Genomic DNA, 19,068 nt, shown 5'->3' on the forward strand with positions numbered 1-19,068 from the left:
ATCAGCGTAGTTGCGTATATTGGTATCACTAATGTACCAGTATCACGGTTACCGCCGAACATACTAATCGAAGATAATTTATCTCCAACATCTTCCCCTTCTTCAAGAGAAGGAAAAATATCCATACCGTATTTTTCTATTAACTGAGTAAGTACGTTAAGGCTTTGTGCTAACCCAGTAAAACCATTTGCCCTTGATGCAGCTTCTACAAGCCATGCACCAATTTCTATATCTTTGGTACTAGCTAATAAATCAATGCAAGACTCTACTACATTTTGCCACTCGTTACTCTTAACAACGAGCTTACCCTCTTCTTCAAGAATTTTTCTTTCCTCTCTACGTAATGATGATCGATCCAATCTAGTTTTTTTGTACAGTTGAGCAAGACTGTCGGTATCGTCTAAATTACGTACATCATTACCACATGGCTTATCTTCCGAAATAGGAGCAACAATCTCCTCTATTTTCAATTCAGACATCTAATGTATTGAGAAAAAGATTCATTTTTTTTCATTAACTAAACAACACTTTAAATTGAGTTGGAACACTGATACTCACCATCCCACCTAAAGAACACATGGCTTTACCACTATTATCTTCCGCTGGCATGTTACTAATCAAAATCTTAACTTTAGGAGGTATCCAAGGAGAGGCAATAGGAGCAGTACAAGGCTTTGGAAAAGGAGGTAATGTACACATAACAAACGACCCAATATTTACCATAGGTAACTTATCCATGATATTGCCAAAAAAACCACTTGGTCCTAAAACTTTACTCTTAGGTAGTGTTTTATTTGGCATAGGAGCTGCGCCCAAAACACACATCATTAACCCCCCTGCAGAAAGACCAAAAGCCATAAACTTGCCCTTTATATATAAAAATTTGCAACACATGCACTGCTCACGTAGGTGACAATGGCACAACTAAAAGTATGCTAAATATTTACAATAAAAAACGAAGGTTTGCAACTATAGATTACAAGATATAAACCAAAAAGATATTTTGATCGTAAGTCATCTCAATAAGTTAAACTTAAGTTATGAACGAAAAGTAAAGATGTTAAAACATAAGTAATATCTAAATTCAGTATACAAGTAGGTCGCAATTGCGACCTCAGTGCTAAAAAATACGGTAAAGAAGCATGAAGAAATATTCATGCAGTAAGCGCGGAATAAATATTGTTCCATAAACGCAAGACAGTTATCTTACTGCGATGATTTTTACATCTAACTCACATTCTTGCCAAATCCTATCACATGTAAGAACCGGAAGATTATGTACCATACCAAGAGCAATACACGCCCTATCTCCAAGAGATAAACCTTTATGTCGAGTACGCAAAGATAACGTAGCAGTGAGCCACGCTTGCCTATAATCAAAATTAATCATCTTGATACCCAAAGTATCCAAAAGAGAAATACCATCTTGCTCGCTTAATTTTTTCTCATTCAATATATATTTAAAAATCTCGGCAACATTGATACTAGAGATCAAAGCTCCTTGCATATGCTCTTGCACAACCTCATGCCCTCTCTCCTCTTCCAGTAATGCAATGACTGCCGAGGAGTCTAGCACTACCATTTTTTGCATTTCTCCTCTTCTAGCTCAAATTCTTTTCTTCTGTCTGCAAGCAGCTTTGCTACACCACTTCCATCTGGTTTACGATTGCTATTAAAAAGGCGACGTGCTGCCTCTAGAGCTGTATCCGGACCGGAGATTATGATCTTATCCTTTTTCATCTCCACCGTAACATTGCCACCACTGACTATGTTAAGCTGCTTACGCATTTTCGCTGGCAAGGCCATTCTGCCATTTTTATCAATACGAACCATTTTAGTTTTCATAGCTTGTTTTTATATAAAATTATTTATAACCATAATAATAAATTCTTCTTAGAATGTATATTACATATTCAAAAAATTCTCCATATAATCATTTATGGTAATATATACTTCACACCACAAACAATGTGGTTATTAGAACAGAAATAAAATGAAAAGTTGTATTATATACAACAACTTATAATTCATTATTATATCTACAAATAAAATGTTTCATAAGGTGCTAAAATCGAATTATCTTTGTATGTAAGTCTTTTATGTGACAATTAGAGAAAACGATATTCAATTTTTAGTTTGAAATAAAAATCTTTTTGACAAAAGATAGAAACATGTTATACCAAACATAGCCTTGTAGATATAAATCTGTAGTTGAAAGAATGTACCTCATTCAGAATATCATTTTTACATCAGCAATTATGTCTAAAGAAGGGCTATTATTAACAATTTTTTACAATATTAATTATGACTACTAATTTCTTAGGATCAAAAAATGAATTCGTGGTAACAATAGACGGTATTAAACCTTTAGATTCCAAAAACCACTTTGGAATACCTGGTTCATTTGTAGTGAGAAACATTCACTTTGCAGAGCGTTTAAGAGTTGCTGATTCTCTTTCTGACAACACAATGAGAGAAGAATTTCAACATGCAGCACTAGAATTATACTCTCCAGATGCATCAAGTGCTAACAAACTATCTGCAACTGAATTGTCCCAGTTACAAGAGGAACTTGTAAAACTATGTAAGAAAAGTGAGACTAAAAAAGTCTGTATGTTCCAATTAGTACAAGTGGCAAGAGATGGTGTAGCAGCAGATGTTGCAACATGGGAGCCAGAATTTACACAAGAATGTGTAGGTACTTTTGCAATGCTCGGAAGTTCTAAACTTGCTTTCGGTCTTAAAGCTAAAGAATACACATGTGGAGATGGTGTAAAATGTGCTAATAAATACAAACTATCCGCTGTTGGTGAAGCTGAATAATAACACACTATTCAAAATACTGATACCTGTTGTTACAGCAGGTATCAGTAACATAAATCACTAAATGGAGAAAAATTATATATCGTTACAAAAAGTACAAAGGCGGGCGCGCATACTCATATCGCTAATAGATGATATAGTAGAGCAACAAGTCAGGGCTGTTGTAAAACATCCAGCATTTCAAGACATGCTAACAGTATGGTCAGGGGTGCATTATTTAACAAAATCTTGCGCTGAGAACATTACATACATTAGAATCTTCGATGTAAAAATGTCAGAATTGACAAAATTTATGGATGCAGAAAGCGGAATAGATTCTGTAATATCCACAAAAATTCTGAATGAACAAGACATTCCAAGCTATTCGCCATTATCTCTTATAATAACTAGCTATAGTTTTGACCTGACACAAAAAACACATGTAGATATTTTAGAACAATTAGCCTTAGTATCATCGTATGCTTTTACACCGTTTTTGTTCGATCTAACCTTTAATATTTTAGGAGTGCAAGAAATATCCAACCTAGAATATTTTTCTCTGGCAGATATCGATAAAAGCCCATTATTTAAAAAGGCATGCAATTTATCTTCTATTCCACATTCTTGTTTTTTGTTTCCAATCATGCCAAAAATCAATCTACCTTCAATACAGAAAAATTCTACTAAGCACCTATTTTTATCGCATTTAGAATTAAATAAAACCGTATTGAGTAGCGGAGCTTTTGGCGTTGCTGCAGTAATTATGCAATCATTTATATCTACAAGATGGTTTTTAGATATGATGGGGCTACCAATAGATGATACCGGCAAGATACTGCCATACGGGCTAATACAAAATCTTGTGTCACAGGGAGTTTTTAACACCAAGAAAATGAATATAGTATTTTCAAAAGCCAATATACCATTTGCAATCTCAGAAAAGAAAGAAAAAGAACTATGCGATTTGGGTATTACCCCTTTATCACATATAAAAAACACATCCTATGTTGTGCTGTTCAATTCTCAATCTCTTAGAACATTATATTTTAAGAGACAGGCAATACACTTCAAAGACCCCTCTTGTATCTTACCATACCTACTTTGTGCATGTAGATTTGCTGCTTATATAAAAATAATAGGAAGAAATAAGGTAGGAGAGTTTACAAACGCACAGGAATATCAGGCGTTTCTCAATAAATGGATTCTACAATATGTCGCAGCAAACCCAGATGTAAAACCAGAACTAAAAAGGAAGTTTCCTCTTTTAGCTGCAACAATAGAAGTAAGAAAAAGCCACATGCTAAAAAATAACTACCAATGCACAATGTCTCTAAAACCTCACCTTATGTCTTCTGCAATTGCTACAGAATTAGTATTGAAAACCGAAATAGATGATACAATCAAAGCAAGTTAGCAATCAGCATTATTGTTAAAAACAGATCCTATAAGGCGTTTAACATCATTTTTTTGTGCTACGCTCAAGTGATCTAGTTTGGCACACTCTATATTTGCCATACCTTTTTCATCTATCACAACGCTAAAAACTCTTTTTCTTAGGCTTTTCTTACTTGATTTTCTGGCTATTTGATACTCCAAAAAATTATTAATCGATTTCTCGTGTTTAGACTCTGGAGTTTTAAGCAATGTCCTTAAAAATTCTCTACTCACTATTTTATTATTCAGTAAAAGGTCACGAACATTACTACTAAGCTTTCTTAAATTCAAAACTTCTACCACACTACTTTTAGAAACACCTAATTTGCTTGCTATATCTCCCATAGAGAAACATATTTCCTCATCAAGCAAATTACTATAAGCTTGCATCAATTCCACAGGATGAAGATTCTCTCTTTGTATATTTTCTATTATAGCTATTTCGTTTGCCTTTTTATAATCTTGCAAGATAATGCATGGCATGGTTTTTTTTCCAACTAACAGACCTGCTCTATACCTACGTTCTCCACTTACTATTTCATATTTTCCCTCCATTGTAGGAGAAACGACAACGGTTAAAGGTTGTCTTATACCATGTTGTTTAATTGTTGATGCCAGAGATTCTAACGACTCTTTGTCAAACGATTTTCTTGCTTGGTTTTTAAAAGGAATAAGTTTTGTAGCATCAATATTGTAATATTCTTCTACAAAATCATCAGTATAAGCACTAGTTCTAGATTTTTTTCTCTTGTGCTCTAAATCTGAATCTTGTTTTTCAGGCACCCTAATTTTAGCATCTTCTATTTTCATATTATATCTACTGATTATTCGTGTTATAAAATGTGCCTTGGCTAGTAGAATTTTCTATCATTTCTTTTCCTAAGTCACAAAAGTCTTCAAAAGCGTTGGAATTTTTGTTCCCCCAAAAAAATACAGGCAGCATACGCTTTGCTGCAACGTTCACATCTTCACACTTTCTTATAACAGAATTCATGAGATGGTTTTTGTAATCTAGTCTCAACTTTCCTAAAGCTTCTTGAGAAGTGGCAGTTTTAGACTCGTACTTGTTTGGGATAATTTTATAACTAATTTGCATATCCATCACTTCTGACAGATGCAGAATCTCATCTATCAAAATTTCTAATCCCCTTAAACTATAAGGCTGTGTTTCACAAACGACATTAAGTTCATCAGAGGCAAGAGTAACGTTTCTATTTATGGTACTAATCGTAGGGTTAGTATCGATAAAAATAAAGTCATATTTATCCTTAATTGGACTGATAAGTTTACCAAATACCCTTTCTCTGTTTGGCATTTGATTTAGCGGTAACTCTAACCTTGTTAAAGACAGATTTGATGGTAAACAATGCACCCCCTCACAAACCTCTACTACAGCTTCTTCAAAAGGTACATGGTTTACAATAACATCATATAAAGTTTTATAATCATCATATATGTCAAATCCCCATGAGTAAGATAAATGTGCTTGGGGATCACAATCTACAACAAGTACATTAAATCCGCATAGAGCAAAAAAAGAAGATATATGATAACAAACGCTAGTCTTTCCTGTACCACCCTTAAAGTTAAAAAACACCTGAACCTTCTTTTTAGGTACCAGACCTTTATACCCAAAATGTTTGACTAATTTTCTAGTATCTTGATAGGAAAAACTTTTTCTCTTCCCTCTTTTAACGGGTGATATGTCGCTACTTGTCATATACCTACTGACATTAGAAGGTATAGCACCACTTAGGTAACATATTACAGATTGAGAAAAAAAAGCTTCCATACAATTTAACTAAAATAAAGAACAAAGATTAGTGTGTAATATTTTTTATATAAAAACAACATTTTTTTGTTGCAATAACACTTTTATAAAGTTATAGATTTATTTATGCATGATGTAATAAATTTTTTGAAATAGTATTTAAGCGGGAAAGGCTATAATATGTGTTATTCAAATAAGTGTGTTGATGACATCTATTTGCATGAAAATAGCTGAAGGTGTGGCAACAATTCCTGACTGCTGTGGATGTTTGTGTAAAACAAACGTCATTAATTGAAAAAACGACTTAGTGGTAGAAGAAGAAAATGTATAACTAGAGAAGAAAGCGGCCCAAGCATTTTTAGGAAAGATAATGCCGGCGGCCGCAAAAACACCAATACAGGAAGAGGTATTAATGACATTCTCAAACCAACTTCTCTGACATGTGTATTCTATTTTATTGGGTATATGATGTCAACTTTTCAAAGTTGAATATGTGGGGTTATTGTGCTTCTTCTTGCTGTATTAAAACATCAATAACAATAGAAGAATTTAAGTATGGAATCCCAAAATAAAATAAGTGGAAATATTATACCTCACGAGTGGTATAAGGTAGTTACTACATGTGGTAAACCAGACTTAGTAGCGATAACCATTTTAGGAGAAGTGTTTTTTAGGCACAGGTTGGATAATAAAAAAATCTTTCACTGGCAAGTGGGATATAGATACTTTGAAGAAAAATTTTCGCTTTCAAAAAATCAGGTTAGAAGCGCTCTATTAAGGCTTGAGTCACTAGGAATAGTGAAAAGGCAAATATCTACGGCAATTGTCAACAATATCAAACACAGTGGAATAGTAACTCTGGTATTTTTTGCACAAAAATTGTCCAATTTGGTGGTAAAAAATTTTGCACAAGATAGTCGTAAATTTTCTAACCCCTTATCAAAAATTTCTAATCCTGATAATAAATCTATAGAATATAAAGAAGATCTATCTGAAAAAAAAGATTTTAGGTTGTTTATTGATCAAGAACTTCTAGAAAAAATAAACAAGAGAACTAAAAAAGCTTTTACTCTTAACTTTGCCTCACAAATAATAGAAAAACTCAACTCAGTTTATCCGGAAAAGACCTTTTCTTCTCTTCTGCGAATGGAAAACTACCTGGTTAAAGTCTTTGATGGTGAAAAAAATTACAAACATGAAAGTCTTACAGCGTCATCTACATGCGACATACCCTTTGACACAAAAGTGAAGAGACAAATTCTAAAAGATTATTCGTCATCATCAATACACCCCCTAATACTATCTTGCAGATTTATTAAAAAAGAAAATCAAATTCATGTGTTTGTAAATGTTAAACATTTATCATCAGAACAAGAACAAACGGCGCTTAATGTAATAAGAAATATCGCACCAGAGTGTAATGTCAAATTCTTGTTTGATAAAAAACACTGCGTAGATATCAATACATGCTCTTATTTAGGAAAGGAGTTGATGCAATACTTTGGTAAAAATATCTATTCGGGATGGTTTAGTAAACTAACTTTAGACTTGCTTACGGAAAAAAAATGCGTACTTGGCGTATCATCTAATTTTATAAAAGATTGGATAGATTCAAATTATTATGATACAATCTTAAGTTGTATAAAGAATGTAAATAAGAACTTACATTCTTTAGAGGTTTGTGTAAATGATAACTTTTATGATACTGGCAGTTACTCATGATTGATGAAAACGGAGAAAAAATATGGAAGGTGCAAGAAGCAAAATTAAGGTTTTCTGAGTTGTTAAAGCAGAGCTTTATACAACCTCAGTACATTTTATTGTCTAACAACAACGAATGCAAAAAGGCTGTGGTTATGTCTCTACAGCACTTAGAAGATATGCAAGCACAAAAGCCTTCTTTTATTGAATTGATGGAAACTGTACCATGTAGAATAAAGGTATAAAATGTATCTACTGAACCATGATGTGGTGTTTGAGCTGCTAAAGAGCAGCAGTTGTGATAATGTTAGTAACTGGTGTAAGGCCATTGCACCTTCAGATCTGTATATTAGCGTGATTACCATAGGTAACTTAATCAAAAAAGTACAAAAAGATATATCTATACAGCAAAAAAGTTTATTTCAATTTTGGTTGCAGACTAATTTTCTTGCTTGGTTTGGTGAAAATGTATTATCTGTAGATTTAAGAATAATACAAAGATGGGGTCACGTAATACCTGACTCTTACACATCCACAGTGGATTCTTTACTTATTGCAACTGCAATAGAGCATAACTTAGTGTTGGTTACTTCTTTGTATGCTACAAATAGGATTAGCTACTTAAAGCTTTTCAATCCCTTTATTTAAGAGTGCATTCTTTTAAAAGGTCGCAATTGCGACCGCATGTTTTTTAGCAAAACAGAGTCTAAAGCACTTTGTACAATTGTGAGTATTACAATCTAAAAGTATTTAGTTTGCTTCTACTACAGATCCCATATCATATTCTTCAGAAGAAACCACTAATCCATTTTTCGGATGAAATACTACTCTCTTTCCGTGTAGTACATCATTTTCATAATTTTCTTCTAGTATTAAACTCAATCCATCTTCGCTATATGCTTTCGTTGTGCCATGTTTTTTTCCATTTTTATAATTTATTCTAGCTGTAATAATGTTGTTTATACCAACGCCTATAGACTCTCCGTTTAACTCACCATCTTTATACCTGTTTAATAGAATGATATTTCCATTTGCGTAAATCAAAGTATTTCCATGGAGTTTATTATCTTTAAACTTACTTATCTGAGATTTTTGCTTATCCTTGTCAAAAAATATACACACTCCATCTAACTCTCCATTTTTAAACAACAGTTCTTGTTCCACAGAGCCATTTTCGTAATAAGAGATATATTTACCGTGTAATACACCTTCTTTCATATGTAGCTGTTTTTCAGGCATACCATTTTCATAAAATGCTTTATACATTCCGTGTACTTGATCATCAACCAGCTGGTATTCACTTTCTATATTGCCGTTATCAAAATGTGTGATAACGGTTTTAGAGTTTTTGTCATCTTGTTTCATGTATTTTACCCTGCTTTAATTATGCCTCCTGATATAGCTGTCATAGCTGAGCCTTCTACGGCAGCTTTTGCATTTGCTTTTAGAGTTGCATTTGCCTTAGCTGTTACGTTTGCATTTACTGCTTGAAGGTTGCAATTTACCTTTCCTTCGACATTTACATCTTGTCCTGATATTGAATTTTTTCCTGTTGCTGTAGAGGACATTGTTCCTTTGGCGGTTATAGATGTATTTTTACCAGAAGATAAGTTCAAATTTCCTTTTGCATCTATAGATATGTCTTTATCTGCTACGAATTTCATAGAGTCTTTTGCTTTCACTTCTAGATTTTCACATGTTATTGTCATCTTTTCTTTTACTGTAATTACAGCTTCTTTACATGTGATGAGATATTTTCCTTCTGCAACAGTTGAGGTAATTTGCGCATCTTTTTCTGTTGTTGTTATAGAGTACAAATCTTTACAATTTATTACACTTCCTCCATCAATTTTTAGAAAGTCTTTGGCTTTTTCGTTCTTCTGTTCTTCTATTTTATCGCCTCCTACTTGTGCTTGTCTTTTTTGCTTAACATGTGTCACCATCGTATGTGGGGCGTAGAAGGTGAAGAATTGTTTATCTTTTGTATCGTCAGTTTTCATGTAGTTAAAGAGATCTTTCTCTTGTTTCGTGTGAACTGTTCCAAATGTAGAGCAAGGATCATCTTCATCTTTTTCTCTATCCAACACTTCTCCACCGGCATCTTTGATTGGTAAAGCTGATACAATTCTTGGCAAATCTTCATAAGAATTTGTGCGAGGAAATCTCACTTTCACTATATCGCCTGGTTTTAATAAACTAGTTGCTGCAGGTGGTGTACTAAGCAATGCTTTGAATGTGACTTCATCATTTAATATTTGAGCATATTGTTGTAGTTTACTTTCTAGAACTTCTTTTGCAGGCACGCTACCTGTGTCTTTTCCATCTTTAGTTACTATTTTTGCGTCATATTCTTCTGATGCAGATGTTTGCATAAAAGATGGTGTGAAGTACATTCCTAATGGAGCTGCTATATACTCAGCGGAATGAGCTATTTTTTCTGATGGGGCAAGTCCTACTATGCTTTGATTTTCTGCGACAAAATTTAGTCCTACAATGACAAATTGTTTACTTTTTATATTTTTCTCTTTGCTTGCATTTAGCACCAGGGACTCTCCTTTTATCTTTTTTCCTACTTGTAATCCTATATGTTCTGTTTTTCCAAAAATGAAATAGGGAGAGTTTTGCTCTTTATGCAGTATACCTTTTGCCATTGCTTCTAGTATCTGTACATTTTTCACTTCTCGTAGCTGTACATTGATTTCGCAAGGACATTCTATGTTTGTTCTTCCGTCTAAATGGTCATTTATTGTTGCTTCTTTTTTTACAATACTTCCTTTATCTGTTCTTGCTGTTACTTCGACCTTTGAAAAGTCTGGTTTTTTTCCTTTATATACTAGTGAGATATTGTTCACTTTGCCTTTTGAATCCAGATCTTTTACTTCCTCATAATCTGCTTTATTACTTATTACTACTTTTCCTTCTGTATTAAGGAGTATTTCCCATCCTGCTTGAGCACAGAGTCGTCTTATGAAATTATAATTAGTTTCATGAGTTTGTTTACATACTTGAACAGTAAAGCTATCTGCCCCTGGTGTTACTTTCCACGTTGGTGCATCTAATTTAGTTTCTTGAAATACCTTTTCTATTACAGTTTTCAAATTTTGATCTTCTCCTGCAAAAATACGATTAGCCTTTTTAATGGAGTTGGCTTTGTAGAAGAAATTATCTTGCATAACAAGTGTATATTCCTTCATCGTAATATCACTTTGAGGCGAGGAGGAACAATCCGCTACTGCATAGTCTATTATTGTTCCTTTATATGTGGCTTTTTCTACTACTGCACCGTTTTCATCTTTCCACGAAATAGTGAATCCTGCTTCTTTTCCTACTAAATCTTTTAAAGAGTCAAGTATGCTTTGATTTGATGTCAACCCAGTTGCAGAATATTGAAATATTCCAGGGCTAGGGTCGTCTGTGGTTATTCTAGATATTTTAGATAAGGAAGATACACTGTCTTCTTTTGCTAATTTTGCAAGATAATTTCCGTCTGCACAAAAGGCTTTACCTTTTACTTTTGCTACATCTCCGTATACGTTTTTATCCTTCAGTGGAGCTTCCCACTCTATTGTTATAGTTTTCATAATTTTATTCTAATTTTAAGTGATAATTTTGTGTCATCACAATTTCTTTTGGTATTTTAATTTTGTCAGCGCATAGAGAGAAAAACTCTGTGCTGAAATGTAATGAAAAATTCATTTCTTCTCCACCAGGAGAGAGGAATGTTCTTCTAATGGCTTTGCCCGGTGTGCTTTTACCAACATGATCTAACTGTAGCAACTTATACCAAGACCACGGACCGACATATACTATACTTGTTGAAGGTGATGACCTTGTTGAAAACACTACCTTAGCTATGTCTACAGTTGGATCTTCCCATATAAACTCATTTGGTCCTGGGTTACTATGAGTAACATGGGTAGTTTTTCCGCACATGGAAACAGCCACTTTTTTTACTTTCGGTTCTATTGTGACATGAGTTACGCTAAATGCAACTTTTAGTTGTTCATCTTTTGCAAACCAGTGATTTTGTATATTCTCAAAAAATTTCATGGCCTTTATAGCATCTGGTGATAATAGGTGCAGTCCTTTATCTACATATTCTTGTTTAAATGTACTGAGGTGCCCACCTTCTGCAAAGAATTCCTTAAAGTATGCAAGATTTACTTGATCATTGTAATTTGCTGAACAAAATGGATATTTTTTAGCAAGGTGCTTGATGTAATAGCTTCTGATCTTTTTGTCCCAGACGGAGTTTACATGTTCTGCGCTGTGTTTATGTAGTAAATGTTCTAGTCCAGATATGAAATCTGCATAAATAGCATCTATCGGAGTTGGTAAAGTATTTGCTAGAGTTTCACCTTTTCTTATGGCTGAGTCTTCTTGTTGTATTGCACTAAAAATACGATGACAGGCTAAGTTTGGATCATTTGCAGATACTATGCTGGCAGAATAGGAAATAATCTCTTGTAAATTTTCTTGAATTTTGGCTTTTATTGCATGTGCTTCTTCTCTTTGCAAAGGGGTATATTGTATAAATTTTTCTGGTTTTAGGGCTTCTATTTCTATATCTTTTTTGGCTAGTATATTGGACGTGACATCAGAGATCACATTAGATAAATGGCTGTTATCTTGTATAAGTATTTTCTTTTCTAACTGAGTAATGAGTAGAAAGATCGTTGACAATTCTGCAGATAAGGTTTTGGAAAATTTGAGAAAATCTCTAATGTTACTAGTGGGTTTTATTCTTATTTTTGCAAGTAATGAAAACCATTGATTTTCATAGTTATCTTTGTATATTTCTTCCATGTCTTCTAATGCTGTTTGTACAACTGAGATATCTAGTGCATTTTCTAAGTATGATATCCCTACAAGAGAGTTCACAATTTTCTTCTTCCAAGTTTTCAAAGCTTTATATCCCTCTTTTGTGTATAAGTAAGGCATTTGTGCTTCTGTAATAGATGGATGTAACAAATACGTCATACCCTTTGGTATACAATCTATTACTTTAATTGGGGGTTGTTTTGATAAATTATGTACTATCATATTGTATACAGACTGTGACAATGTTGGAGACTGCACAGTTGCTATTATTTTTGCGCATAAATTTCCGTCTATACGAGCATTGCTAAACATTTTGGGGCTCATATTGTCAAGGATGTATTTTATTTCTTTATCGGTAGTTGATGTTAATTGTTGTAGGCTGTCCTTATGTTCGTAAAACCATTGAGAAACAAGTTTTATATCAAAACTTTCTTTATTGTGTAGCATGAGATAAACCCTAAATGCTGACAGTAGATCATCCCATTTTCCTTTACTGAGATATGTTTGTACTCTTTCGTGGGATAGGTATAGTAGTGATGGGGCGCAGCTATTTTTTGTTGTTGTAATTAGTTTATTCTCTAGCAATTTATTTATTTGAGAATTTGATAAAGAGAAATTGTACAGCAACGATGCCCAATTTTTTTCCACTGCATTTAATGTACGTCTTATACCTTCTACATTTTTGGAAGTATTTTTTTTTGAGGAGGTCATATTTTTGGTTACCTCTTCCATAAAATGTATCTCAGAGACATTTTGTTGATAGGCTACAAATAATATGAGGATACATATGGAAAAAGATATAGCTAAAACAGAGAAAAGAAACATTGTAAAAACGCTGATTTTTTCCGACCTTTTTGCAGTTTCGGTGTTAGGTTGAATATTGCGTGCAAAATGATCGAAGAATGCTTCTTTAAGGGTATTATTTTTCATTTTTATCTAGACACAATTGTAAATCTTTTGCGACAAGGCTTATTTGTTGTTCTGGGGGTGTGACACTTTCTGTTTTACCTAAGAAAAATATGTTAAATTGTATCTGGTTACGTGTTCTAATTGTGCTTATTTTTGAGGTTTTTATTGCAATTGCCATTATCTCTTTTAGGGGTTCTTTTAGGTAATGTAGTTGTTGCATAAAAATATAGATAAGTTGAAATTTGTCAGACTCAGAAAAGTGGCAATTACCAATGACATTTACTACTTTTTTTATGAAGTTCGCATAAACACTTTCAAATGTTGTAAAAGTAATTTGTTCATCTTCAAGAGAAATTGGTATAGATAATGATGTTAGATCCGGATTATTTGGATATATTTCGTTACATATTTCATGAAAGCCAGTTACAAGGTGAAGATTTTCTACTACAAAGTTTATGTTGAACCTTTTATTCATATATGTATGCAGCATGTTACAACAGCTTTGCATAGCAATGGTGATATTGTTTTTTGATTGCATGGAGATTAAATCTTGAAACCCTACAACAAATGTTACAGTGTCTGAACTATTGCTTTTTATAACATCTAATATTTTTTGTATTATTGGATGCATGGCTATGTTTTTCAGGACATCTCGTAAATGATCTAGCGAAATTGCGACAAGGGGTTTGCTAAAATGATCTAGCAGAGTTACATGTTCTGTATTTATATCTTCTACAGCTAGTTCATAATATGTATCTTTTGGGACGAAATCTTTTATGGAAACCGTGTTGCTCAAAACGAGTAAGCTAAGATTTTTTTTGGATAAAAACCCTTTAAAGCTTCTTACTATGAAATCTTTATTAGTTTGATTTCTTGTTTTTGATGGATTGATATTGCCCTGAGTGACTAGAAACAACCTAAATGAAATTAGCTCTAATAACAAAACGCACAAGATGAAAATCTGTAATTTGTTTCCTAATGATAAAGATTTAAAAAGCAATGGGCAGAACAAAAATACCAGTACCGCTACGAACAATGTTCTTAGAAGCATTGCTATGAATTTGGGGCTAAAAATTGTTAAGCCAAGGCTTTGAAAGAAAAATAACAACGGGGAATTCATAGTTCTAGGCTCTCTTTTATCATAAGGTGTAATTGTTTCTTTTTTTGTTCAATATTGTATAGAGAAACCAGGTACACAATTACTATCACAACGGCCATTGTAGGGACTATTTTTTTTATGATGCTTTTTACCAAGATGGCATTGTATGGCAGCTGTTTTTCGGTTTTTTTATGTTTTTCTTTTATAGATAGTGCTCTTTTTACGGCATAAAAAATTCTATCTTTTATGTCTGATAGGTCTGTTAGTCCATTTTCAGATATTGCGTACTTTCCTTTAAAACCTGTAGCAAGAATTATGTACCCCAAAGTTGATATAGGAAGATAGGCTATAGGATTGTGTAAAGTTGTTTCTAAGATGTTGAATATTTTTTCTCCGCCTGTGTTTTCTTTGTAATAATATTGGATTAGAGATCTGCTAAATGCTGTAAAATCTTCTGTCTTTCTTGCATAAACACCGGTTGCTTCATCTAGAGCGGCACACAGCATGTATCGTATTTTTGTAATTTCTTCATTTGAGAAGTTGTTTTCTACAAGTGATGTTGTGAGATCCTCCATTTTGTGAATAAGTAGGGCGTAAAGTTTTGATAAATTTACGGCATATAAAGCCTGATTTAGTATGCAACAAATGTAAATTATCTCTTTTGTTGCAAGTGTAATAATTACTGTTTTGTCCCATACTTTTTCATTTTCTTGTTCAAAAGTACTTTCTATATTGGGGGTAGTACTATGTAATAAATTCATGTTAAACAGATACTATCCAAAGTTGCACAATTTTCACTTGTGTTATAAGACCTCCTACATATACAGATAAAGTTCTTGTTTCTATTATCTGTTGCCATATTGTTCCACTTTTCTCTATATTCAGGTAAAGGGCATTTTCACTGAAATCCACGTATGGGGGCACTGCTTGCATGAGCGTTGTTTTTAATCCAGTGACTCTTGCTGATACAACCGATTTTATGTGTTCTTCAGATGCACATTTAATGTGATGTAGTAGCGTATTTTTCGGCTTATCTTGGGGTTCTAATTCTATTTCTATTATGCAATTTGCATCCTGTAGATTGATGCTTTTAGGTATATTGATATAGAAGAATTGATTTTGCTGTCTTGCGTCTAGATGTAGCGCTGTTTGTTTACTCAGTTTGGCACAAGTGTTGCCTAGTATATCTAGTAGCGGTGTAAATGATTCATGCAATTTGTTGTGATTGTATGTAATTTCTTTTTTTGAGAATTCATTTTCTGTAGTAAATATACAGATAGAGCTTAACACTTCAATTAACCTTTCAAAAAGTTTGTAAGGCGTAAGGTGTATGTCTTTAGACATCAATGTAAATATTTGTGTATATTTAAAAATTGTTTGAAAGACTAGTAAATTTTCAGTTTTATTCATGTGTTTAATTGCATTATCAGACCCTAATAATTTCAAGCTAGCGTTTATGTAATTGTTTAGATTAATTAAAATTTTATTAAGATAAGAAGAAAGGTTTTGCGAATTATGCACTACAAGAGAAGGTGGAGTATATTCTTCTGTAAGTGTTATACCTTCTAATGCATCTTTGATTTTGACTATTGGTATATAACTTACTGAGTTTTTGTCTTCTTTTTTTGTAAATAACATCAAGTTTAGCTTGGCTACTTCTATTTCTTTTACGCAATCTTTTTGTTCGAGATTCATATCAGAGACTGTATTTGTATCTGCTAGGTAACGAATTTGTGTTTTACTAAATTTTTGATCATTGAAGTTAGATTGGCATGTTCTATCTATGCACACCCCTAGGTAGACCATGTCATCGGAAAATTCATCTGGTATTTCAATTGGCTGTGGCAAAGGATCTTTGTTTGGTGCTGAGAAAAAGGTTCCGTCTGGCAAGACTCCTATACAGCTTTTTAGTAGTATTTTATTTATCGAAAGCGCGTCGTAGTCTAGATCTAGTTTAAATAATCCATAAGATGCATAAGGTAAAATATTGACATAGGACGATATAAGATGTTCTACGTAAAAGTCTTGTTGTTGGAAATGATGTGGATGCATGAACATGCCGTCTTTCCATAGTACTTTGTTGAAAGTTTTCATGATTTATCTCTTGTGGCAAGTTGAATGTACATATCTGTTCCGACTATTTTAACGACAACGGTGCTTGATATTGTTGGGTCTATAATTATTTCTCTTCTATGTAAGATTCTATCTGGGCTGTTTAATATGCAAATTAGTCTTTCTGCTTCTTTTGGGATTATTACTGAGTCTTGTATCATTTGCTCTGGTATTATTTGATAGACATTGAGTTTTTTTGTTTCCTTTCTTTTTGGGGTATTTTTATACGATTGTTCTAAGATCTTGTCTGGTAGTGTTACTGTACCTTTTAGTAATTTTCTGTGTCTTATAAAAAATACTTTTAGCGTTAGGTTTTTTGGCATTCCCTGTGTTGCCATTGTCATACTGTCTACAATTAACATGAATTCTGCAGGCTCTTTTTTTAATAACTCCAGGATTTGTTTTGCTTCGTCTATACACCCATTTAGCAATAGAGAGCATAGTATTAGCAAAGGGAATCGTAATTTCATATAATTTGGTAAAACATTTTTGGTGCATTCTTTCCATTCATACAACTTTAAGTTGTTAATATGTAATATATAAGATATTTTTTTGACATCTAAAAGTCAATTTGATAACAAAAAATTTAACTATATATGGTTATTATTATGATGATAATCTTAACTAAAAGTATTGCAACCTGAAAATATTTGTAACAAGGTTGTTTGCTATATCTTATGGATAAATCAACGTTCAAGTAGTTGACTTTTCTCCAAATAACTTCTCTACTCTTTTAAGAAAAAGTGGTATACGGATATCTAACGTTGCTGCCAAGGCGTCTAATCCAAGTGCCAATTGTGCAGAATTGCCATCTGGCCCTGCCCCTTCTATCTCTATATCATCTTGTATTTTAAAAGATATATATCCATTGATTTGTGGTATGTGCTCAAAATTATTAGTCAAAGTTTTCACTAAACTGACCGTATGGTATTGAACAAAGGGTTGATTTGATATTACTAATATTTTTGTATTAGGTTTTCTGTAGGTTTTGTTAAATTTTTCTAGCCACAACTGATTTAATGTTTGTCCTGATGTTTTTTTCGTATTATCTCCGTTTGGTATATAGATGTATTTAATTGTTTTACATAAGGACCAAGGCAGATGTTTTGTTATAACACATCTCACCATCGCCAACTCATCTTGAGGTAGTTTATTCATTTGTAATAGATGTGCTAACGACTCATGTCGTGGATCTAATTCTCTGTTACCTACTATAGCGTACACAGTAGAAGCAGTGATACCTCTTTTAAGCATGCTTTTTAGATATTTGACACGACGTAGCACTCGTTCTTGCGTTGCGGATTTTAAAATTATGACATCATAATGTTTTTGTGATGGCATTTTTTCTTTGTATAAATTCATTGCCATTAGGGCTTCAAAAATTTGAGCTCTCTCTTTTCTAGAGAAGCAATCAGATAAATCTCGTATTTCTACATTACTTGTAGTTCTCCAAGTTTGTTGTATGGCTTTGTTGGTTTCGATGAAAAGCTCTGCATAACTTGTTTGTTTTTTTGGTAATAATCTCATTATCCCTGTAGTTTCCATGAGATTGATCCAGTATTTATATTTTCTTGGAAATAAGCGTTTGAAAATTTCCCTGACTCTATCTCCATTGCTTTGTGACTGTAACACCGTGGTGTTTTTCATAAATTTTGTGCTATGAGCATTTGTTATGTTTGGTGCCATCAGAAGAGGCAAGCAGAGGATTGCTATAAGAGTTTTATTGATCATTTTGTTTAAGGTACATTTTTTGCTAGTTTGCAAATTCTTTGAACTGATATTATATACCCATAGGTATATAAATATATATATTTTATACCATATGTGGATATGTGTATAAAACTGTGTATAATCGTTAGTTGTAGATAAATTTAACTAAATACTGCTACTATATAGTATATTTTATATAATAAAAGAATTTCTCTGTAAAAGAGTTTTAATTTAAAGGTGTATAAAATTTATCAAACAGGTGGAAATATAATGTACGCTATAGATATATTACTCGGATATATCACGCAAGAGGGAGACAGTGCAAAGGCTTTTATAGAAGGTAGTGAGGAAGCCATTGTGCGGGAGATTGTTGGCGATGTCACAAATCTTCTAAATTCCAGGCCTCAATATTGTATGCAAGAGGAAGAAAGTTGTTCTATTTTAGGTTATGGGATACCTGATCTTAGTCAGTACACCCCTTATTCTATTAAGGATCGAGAAAGGGTGGTTGTAATTATACAAAAATGTTTAGAACGTTTTGAGCCACGATTAGAAGATTTGAGTGTTGTTCCTGTGGAGAAACAAGATCAGTACACAAGTGAGTTTCATTTCATCATAAGGGCGGCACTTAAAGTCAGCGGTAGATATATATCTTTTTCTGCTGATTCTCGTTTTGATAGTGCCAATAACACCTTTATCATAAGGTAAT

General features: G+C 33.1%; 19 protein-coding genes and 1 pseudogene. 6 read left to right on the top strand and 14 right to left on the bottom strand.

The window, feature by feature from the left end:
* Positions 1-155: 155 nt before the first annotated feature.
* The 4 genes and pseudogenes from FZC37_RS03000 to FZC37_RS03015 form a co-directional block, all read right to left on the bottom strand.
* A pseudogene (locus FZC37_RS03000) lies at positions 156-479 on the bottom strand (type VI secretion system ImpA family N-terminal domain-containing protein); the annotation flags it as partial.
* A gap of 34 nt (positions 480-513) precedes the next feature.
* Positions 514-858, bottom strand: coding sequence for a DUF4280 domain-containing protein (locus FZC37_RS03005; protein ID WP_172619356.1), 345 nt, complete (start codon positions 856-858; stop codon positions 514-516).
* Positions 859-1,201: 343 nt separating this feature from the next.
* On the bottom strand, positions 1,202-1,591 hold the full coding sequence (locus tag FZC37_RS03010; protein ID WP_148952252.1) for a type II toxin-antitoxin system VapC family toxin: 390 nt from the start codon (positions 1,589-1,591) through the stop codon (positions 1,202-1,204).
* Complete coding sequence (locus FZC37_RS03015; RefSeq protein ID WP_148952253.1) at positions 1,576-1,845, bottom strand: AbrB/MazE/SpoVT family DNA-binding domain-containing protein; 270 nt, start codon at positions 1,843-1,845, stop codon at positions 1,576-1,578. Before FZC37_RS03015 ends, FZC37_RS03010 begins: the two co-directional genes overlap by 16 nt.
* A gap of 459 nt (positions 1,846-2,304) precedes the next feature.
* On the opposite strand from FZC37_RS03015, the gene FZC37_RS03020 reads away from it, so the two are divergent.
* Together FZC37_RS03020 and FZC37_RS03025 are read left to right on the top strand one after the other, a co-directional pair.
* Positions 2,305-2,823, top strand: coding sequence for a hypothetical protein (locus FZC37_RS03020; protein WP_148952254.1), 519 nt, complete (start codon positions 2,305-2,307; stop codon positions 2,821-2,823).
* Between the two features lie 64 nt (positions 2,824-2,887).
* The gene (locus FZC37_RS03025) at positions 2,888-4,216 is read left to right on the top strand and encodes a type VI secretion system contractile sheath domain-containing protein (RefSeq protein WP_148952255.1); all 1,329 of its coding nucleotides are present in this window, start codon (positions 2,888-2,890) and stop codon (positions 4,214-4,216) included.
* Here the strand turns inward: FZC37_RS03025 and FZC37_RS03030 are convergent.
* Complete coding sequence (locus FZC37_RS03030; protein WP_148952256.1) at positions 4,213-5,046, bottom strand: ParB/RepB/Spo0J family partition protein; 834 nt, start codon at positions 5,044-5,046, stop codon at positions 4,213-4,215. The genes FZC37_RS03025 and FZC37_RS03030 overlap by 4 nt on opposite strands.
* A 7-nt stretch (positions 5,047-5,053) precedes the next feature.
* Positions 5,054-6,028: a ParA family protein gene (locus FZC37_RS03035; RefSeq protein WP_148952257.1), complete on the bottom strand. Its 975-nt coding sequence runs from the start codon at positions 6,026-6,028 to the stop codon at positions 5,054-5,056.
* A gap of 534 nt (positions 6,029-6,562) precedes the next feature.
* Between FZC37_RS03035 and FZC37_RS03040 the strand changes: the two genes are divergently transcribed.
* From FZC37_RS03040 to FZC37_RS03050, 3 genes are read left to right on the top strand one after another with little or no spacing between them, the layout of a single operon-like run.
* On the top strand, positions 6,563-7,729 hold the full coding sequence (locus tag FZC37_RS03040) for a DnaA N-terminal domain-containing protein (protein ID WP_148952258.1): 1,167 nt from the start codon (positions 6,563-6,565) through the stop codon (positions 7,727-7,729).
* On the top strand, positions 7,726-7,953 hold the full coding sequence (locus FZC37_RS03045; protein WP_148952259.1) for a type II toxin-antitoxin system prevent-host-death family antitoxin: 228 nt from the start codon (positions 7,726-7,728) through the stop codon (positions 7,951-7,953). Before FZC37_RS03040 ends, FZC37_RS03045 begins: the two co-directional genes overlap by 4 nt.
* Position 7,954: 1 nt before the next feature.
* A complete protein-coding gene (locus FZC37_RS03050) occupies positions 7,955-8,356 on the top strand; it encodes a PIN domain-containing protein (RefSeq protein ID WP_148952260.1) in 402 nt (133 codons plus the stop codon).
* A gap of 102 nt (positions 8,357-8,458) precedes the next feature.
* Here FZC37_RS03050 and FZC37_RS03055 read toward each other — a convergent pair whose 3' ends face one another.
* The 8 genes from FZC37_RS03055 to FZC37_RS03090 all read right to left on the bottom strand — a co-directional run bounded on the left by FZC37_RS03055 (position 8,459) and on the right by FZC37_RS03090 (position 18,296).
* Positions 8,459-9,073: a toxin-antitoxin system YwqK family antitoxin gene (locus tag FZC37_RS03055; RefSeq protein WP_148952261.1), complete on the bottom strand. Its 615-nt coding sequence runs from the start codon at positions 9,071-9,073 to the stop codon at positions 8,459-8,461.
* 5 nt (positions 9,074-9,078) lie between these two features.
* Positions 9,079-11,289, bottom strand: a complete 2,211-nt coding sequence (locus tag FZC37_RS03060) for a hypothetical protein (protein ID WP_148952262.1) — start codon at positions 11,287-11,289, stop codon at positions 9,079-9,081.
* 4 nt (positions 11,290-11,293) lie between these two features.
* The gene (locus FZC37_RS03065; RefSeq protein ID WP_148952263.1) at positions 11,294-13,459 is read right to left on the bottom strand and encodes an ImcF-related family protein; all 2,166 of its coding nucleotides are present in this window, start codon (positions 13,457-13,459) and stop codon (positions 11,294-11,296) included.
* The gene (locus FZC37_RS03070) at positions 13,449-14,558 is read right to left on the bottom strand and encodes a hypothetical protein (protein WP_148952264.1); all 1,110 of its coding nucleotides are present in this window, start codon (positions 14,556-14,558) and stop codon (positions 13,449-13,451) included. The genes FZC37_RS03065 and FZC37_RS03070 overlap by 11 nt, the downstream gene beginning before the upstream one ends.
* Positions 14,555-15,298 (bottom strand): type IVB secretion system protein IcmH/DotU, encoded by a 744-nt coding sequence (icmH, locus tag FZC37_RS03075; protein WP_148952265.1) that lies wholly within the window; start codon positions 15,296-15,298, stop codon positions 14,555-14,557. The genes FZC37_RS03070 and icmH overlap by 4 nt, the downstream gene beginning before the upstream one ends.
* 1 nt (position 15,299) lies before the next feature.
* The gene (gene tssK, locus FZC37_RS03080; RefSeq protein WP_148952266.1) at positions 15,300-16,631 is read right to left on the bottom strand and encodes a type VI secretion system baseplate subunit TssK; all 1,332 of its coding nucleotides are present in this window, start codon (positions 16,629-16,631) and stop codon (positions 15,300-15,302) included.
* Complete coding sequence (locus tag FZC37_RS03085) at positions 16,628-17,119, bottom strand: hypothetical protein (protein WP_148952267.1); 492 nt, start codon at positions 17,117-17,119, stop codon at positions 16,628-16,630. The genes tssK and FZC37_RS03085 overlap by 4 nt, the downstream gene beginning before the upstream one ends.
* 223 nt (positions 17,120-17,342) lie before the next feature.
* Positions 17,343-18,296 (bottom strand): hypothetical protein, encoded by a 954-nt coding sequence (locus tag FZC37_RS03090; protein ID WP_148952268.1) that lies wholly within the window; start codon positions 18,294-18,296, stop codon positions 17,343-17,345.
* Between the two features lie 333 nt (positions 18,297-18,629).
* On the opposite strand from FZC37_RS03090, the gene tssE reads away from it, so the two are divergent.
* Positions 18,630-19,067 carry a type VI secretion system baseplate subunit TssE gene (tssE, locus tag FZC37_RS03095; RefSeq protein WP_148952269.1) on the top strand — a complete coding sequence of 146 codons (438 nt, stop codon included), beginning with the start codon at positions 18,630-18,632 and terminating at the stop codon, positions 19,065-19,067.
* Position 19,068 lies beyond the last annotated feature (1 nt).

This window comes from Candidatus Sneabacter namystus (assembly GCF_008189685.1).
Taxonomy (GTDB): Bacteria; Pseudomonadota; Alphaproteobacteria; order Rickettsiales; family Rickettsiaceae; genus Sneabacter; species Sneabacter namystus.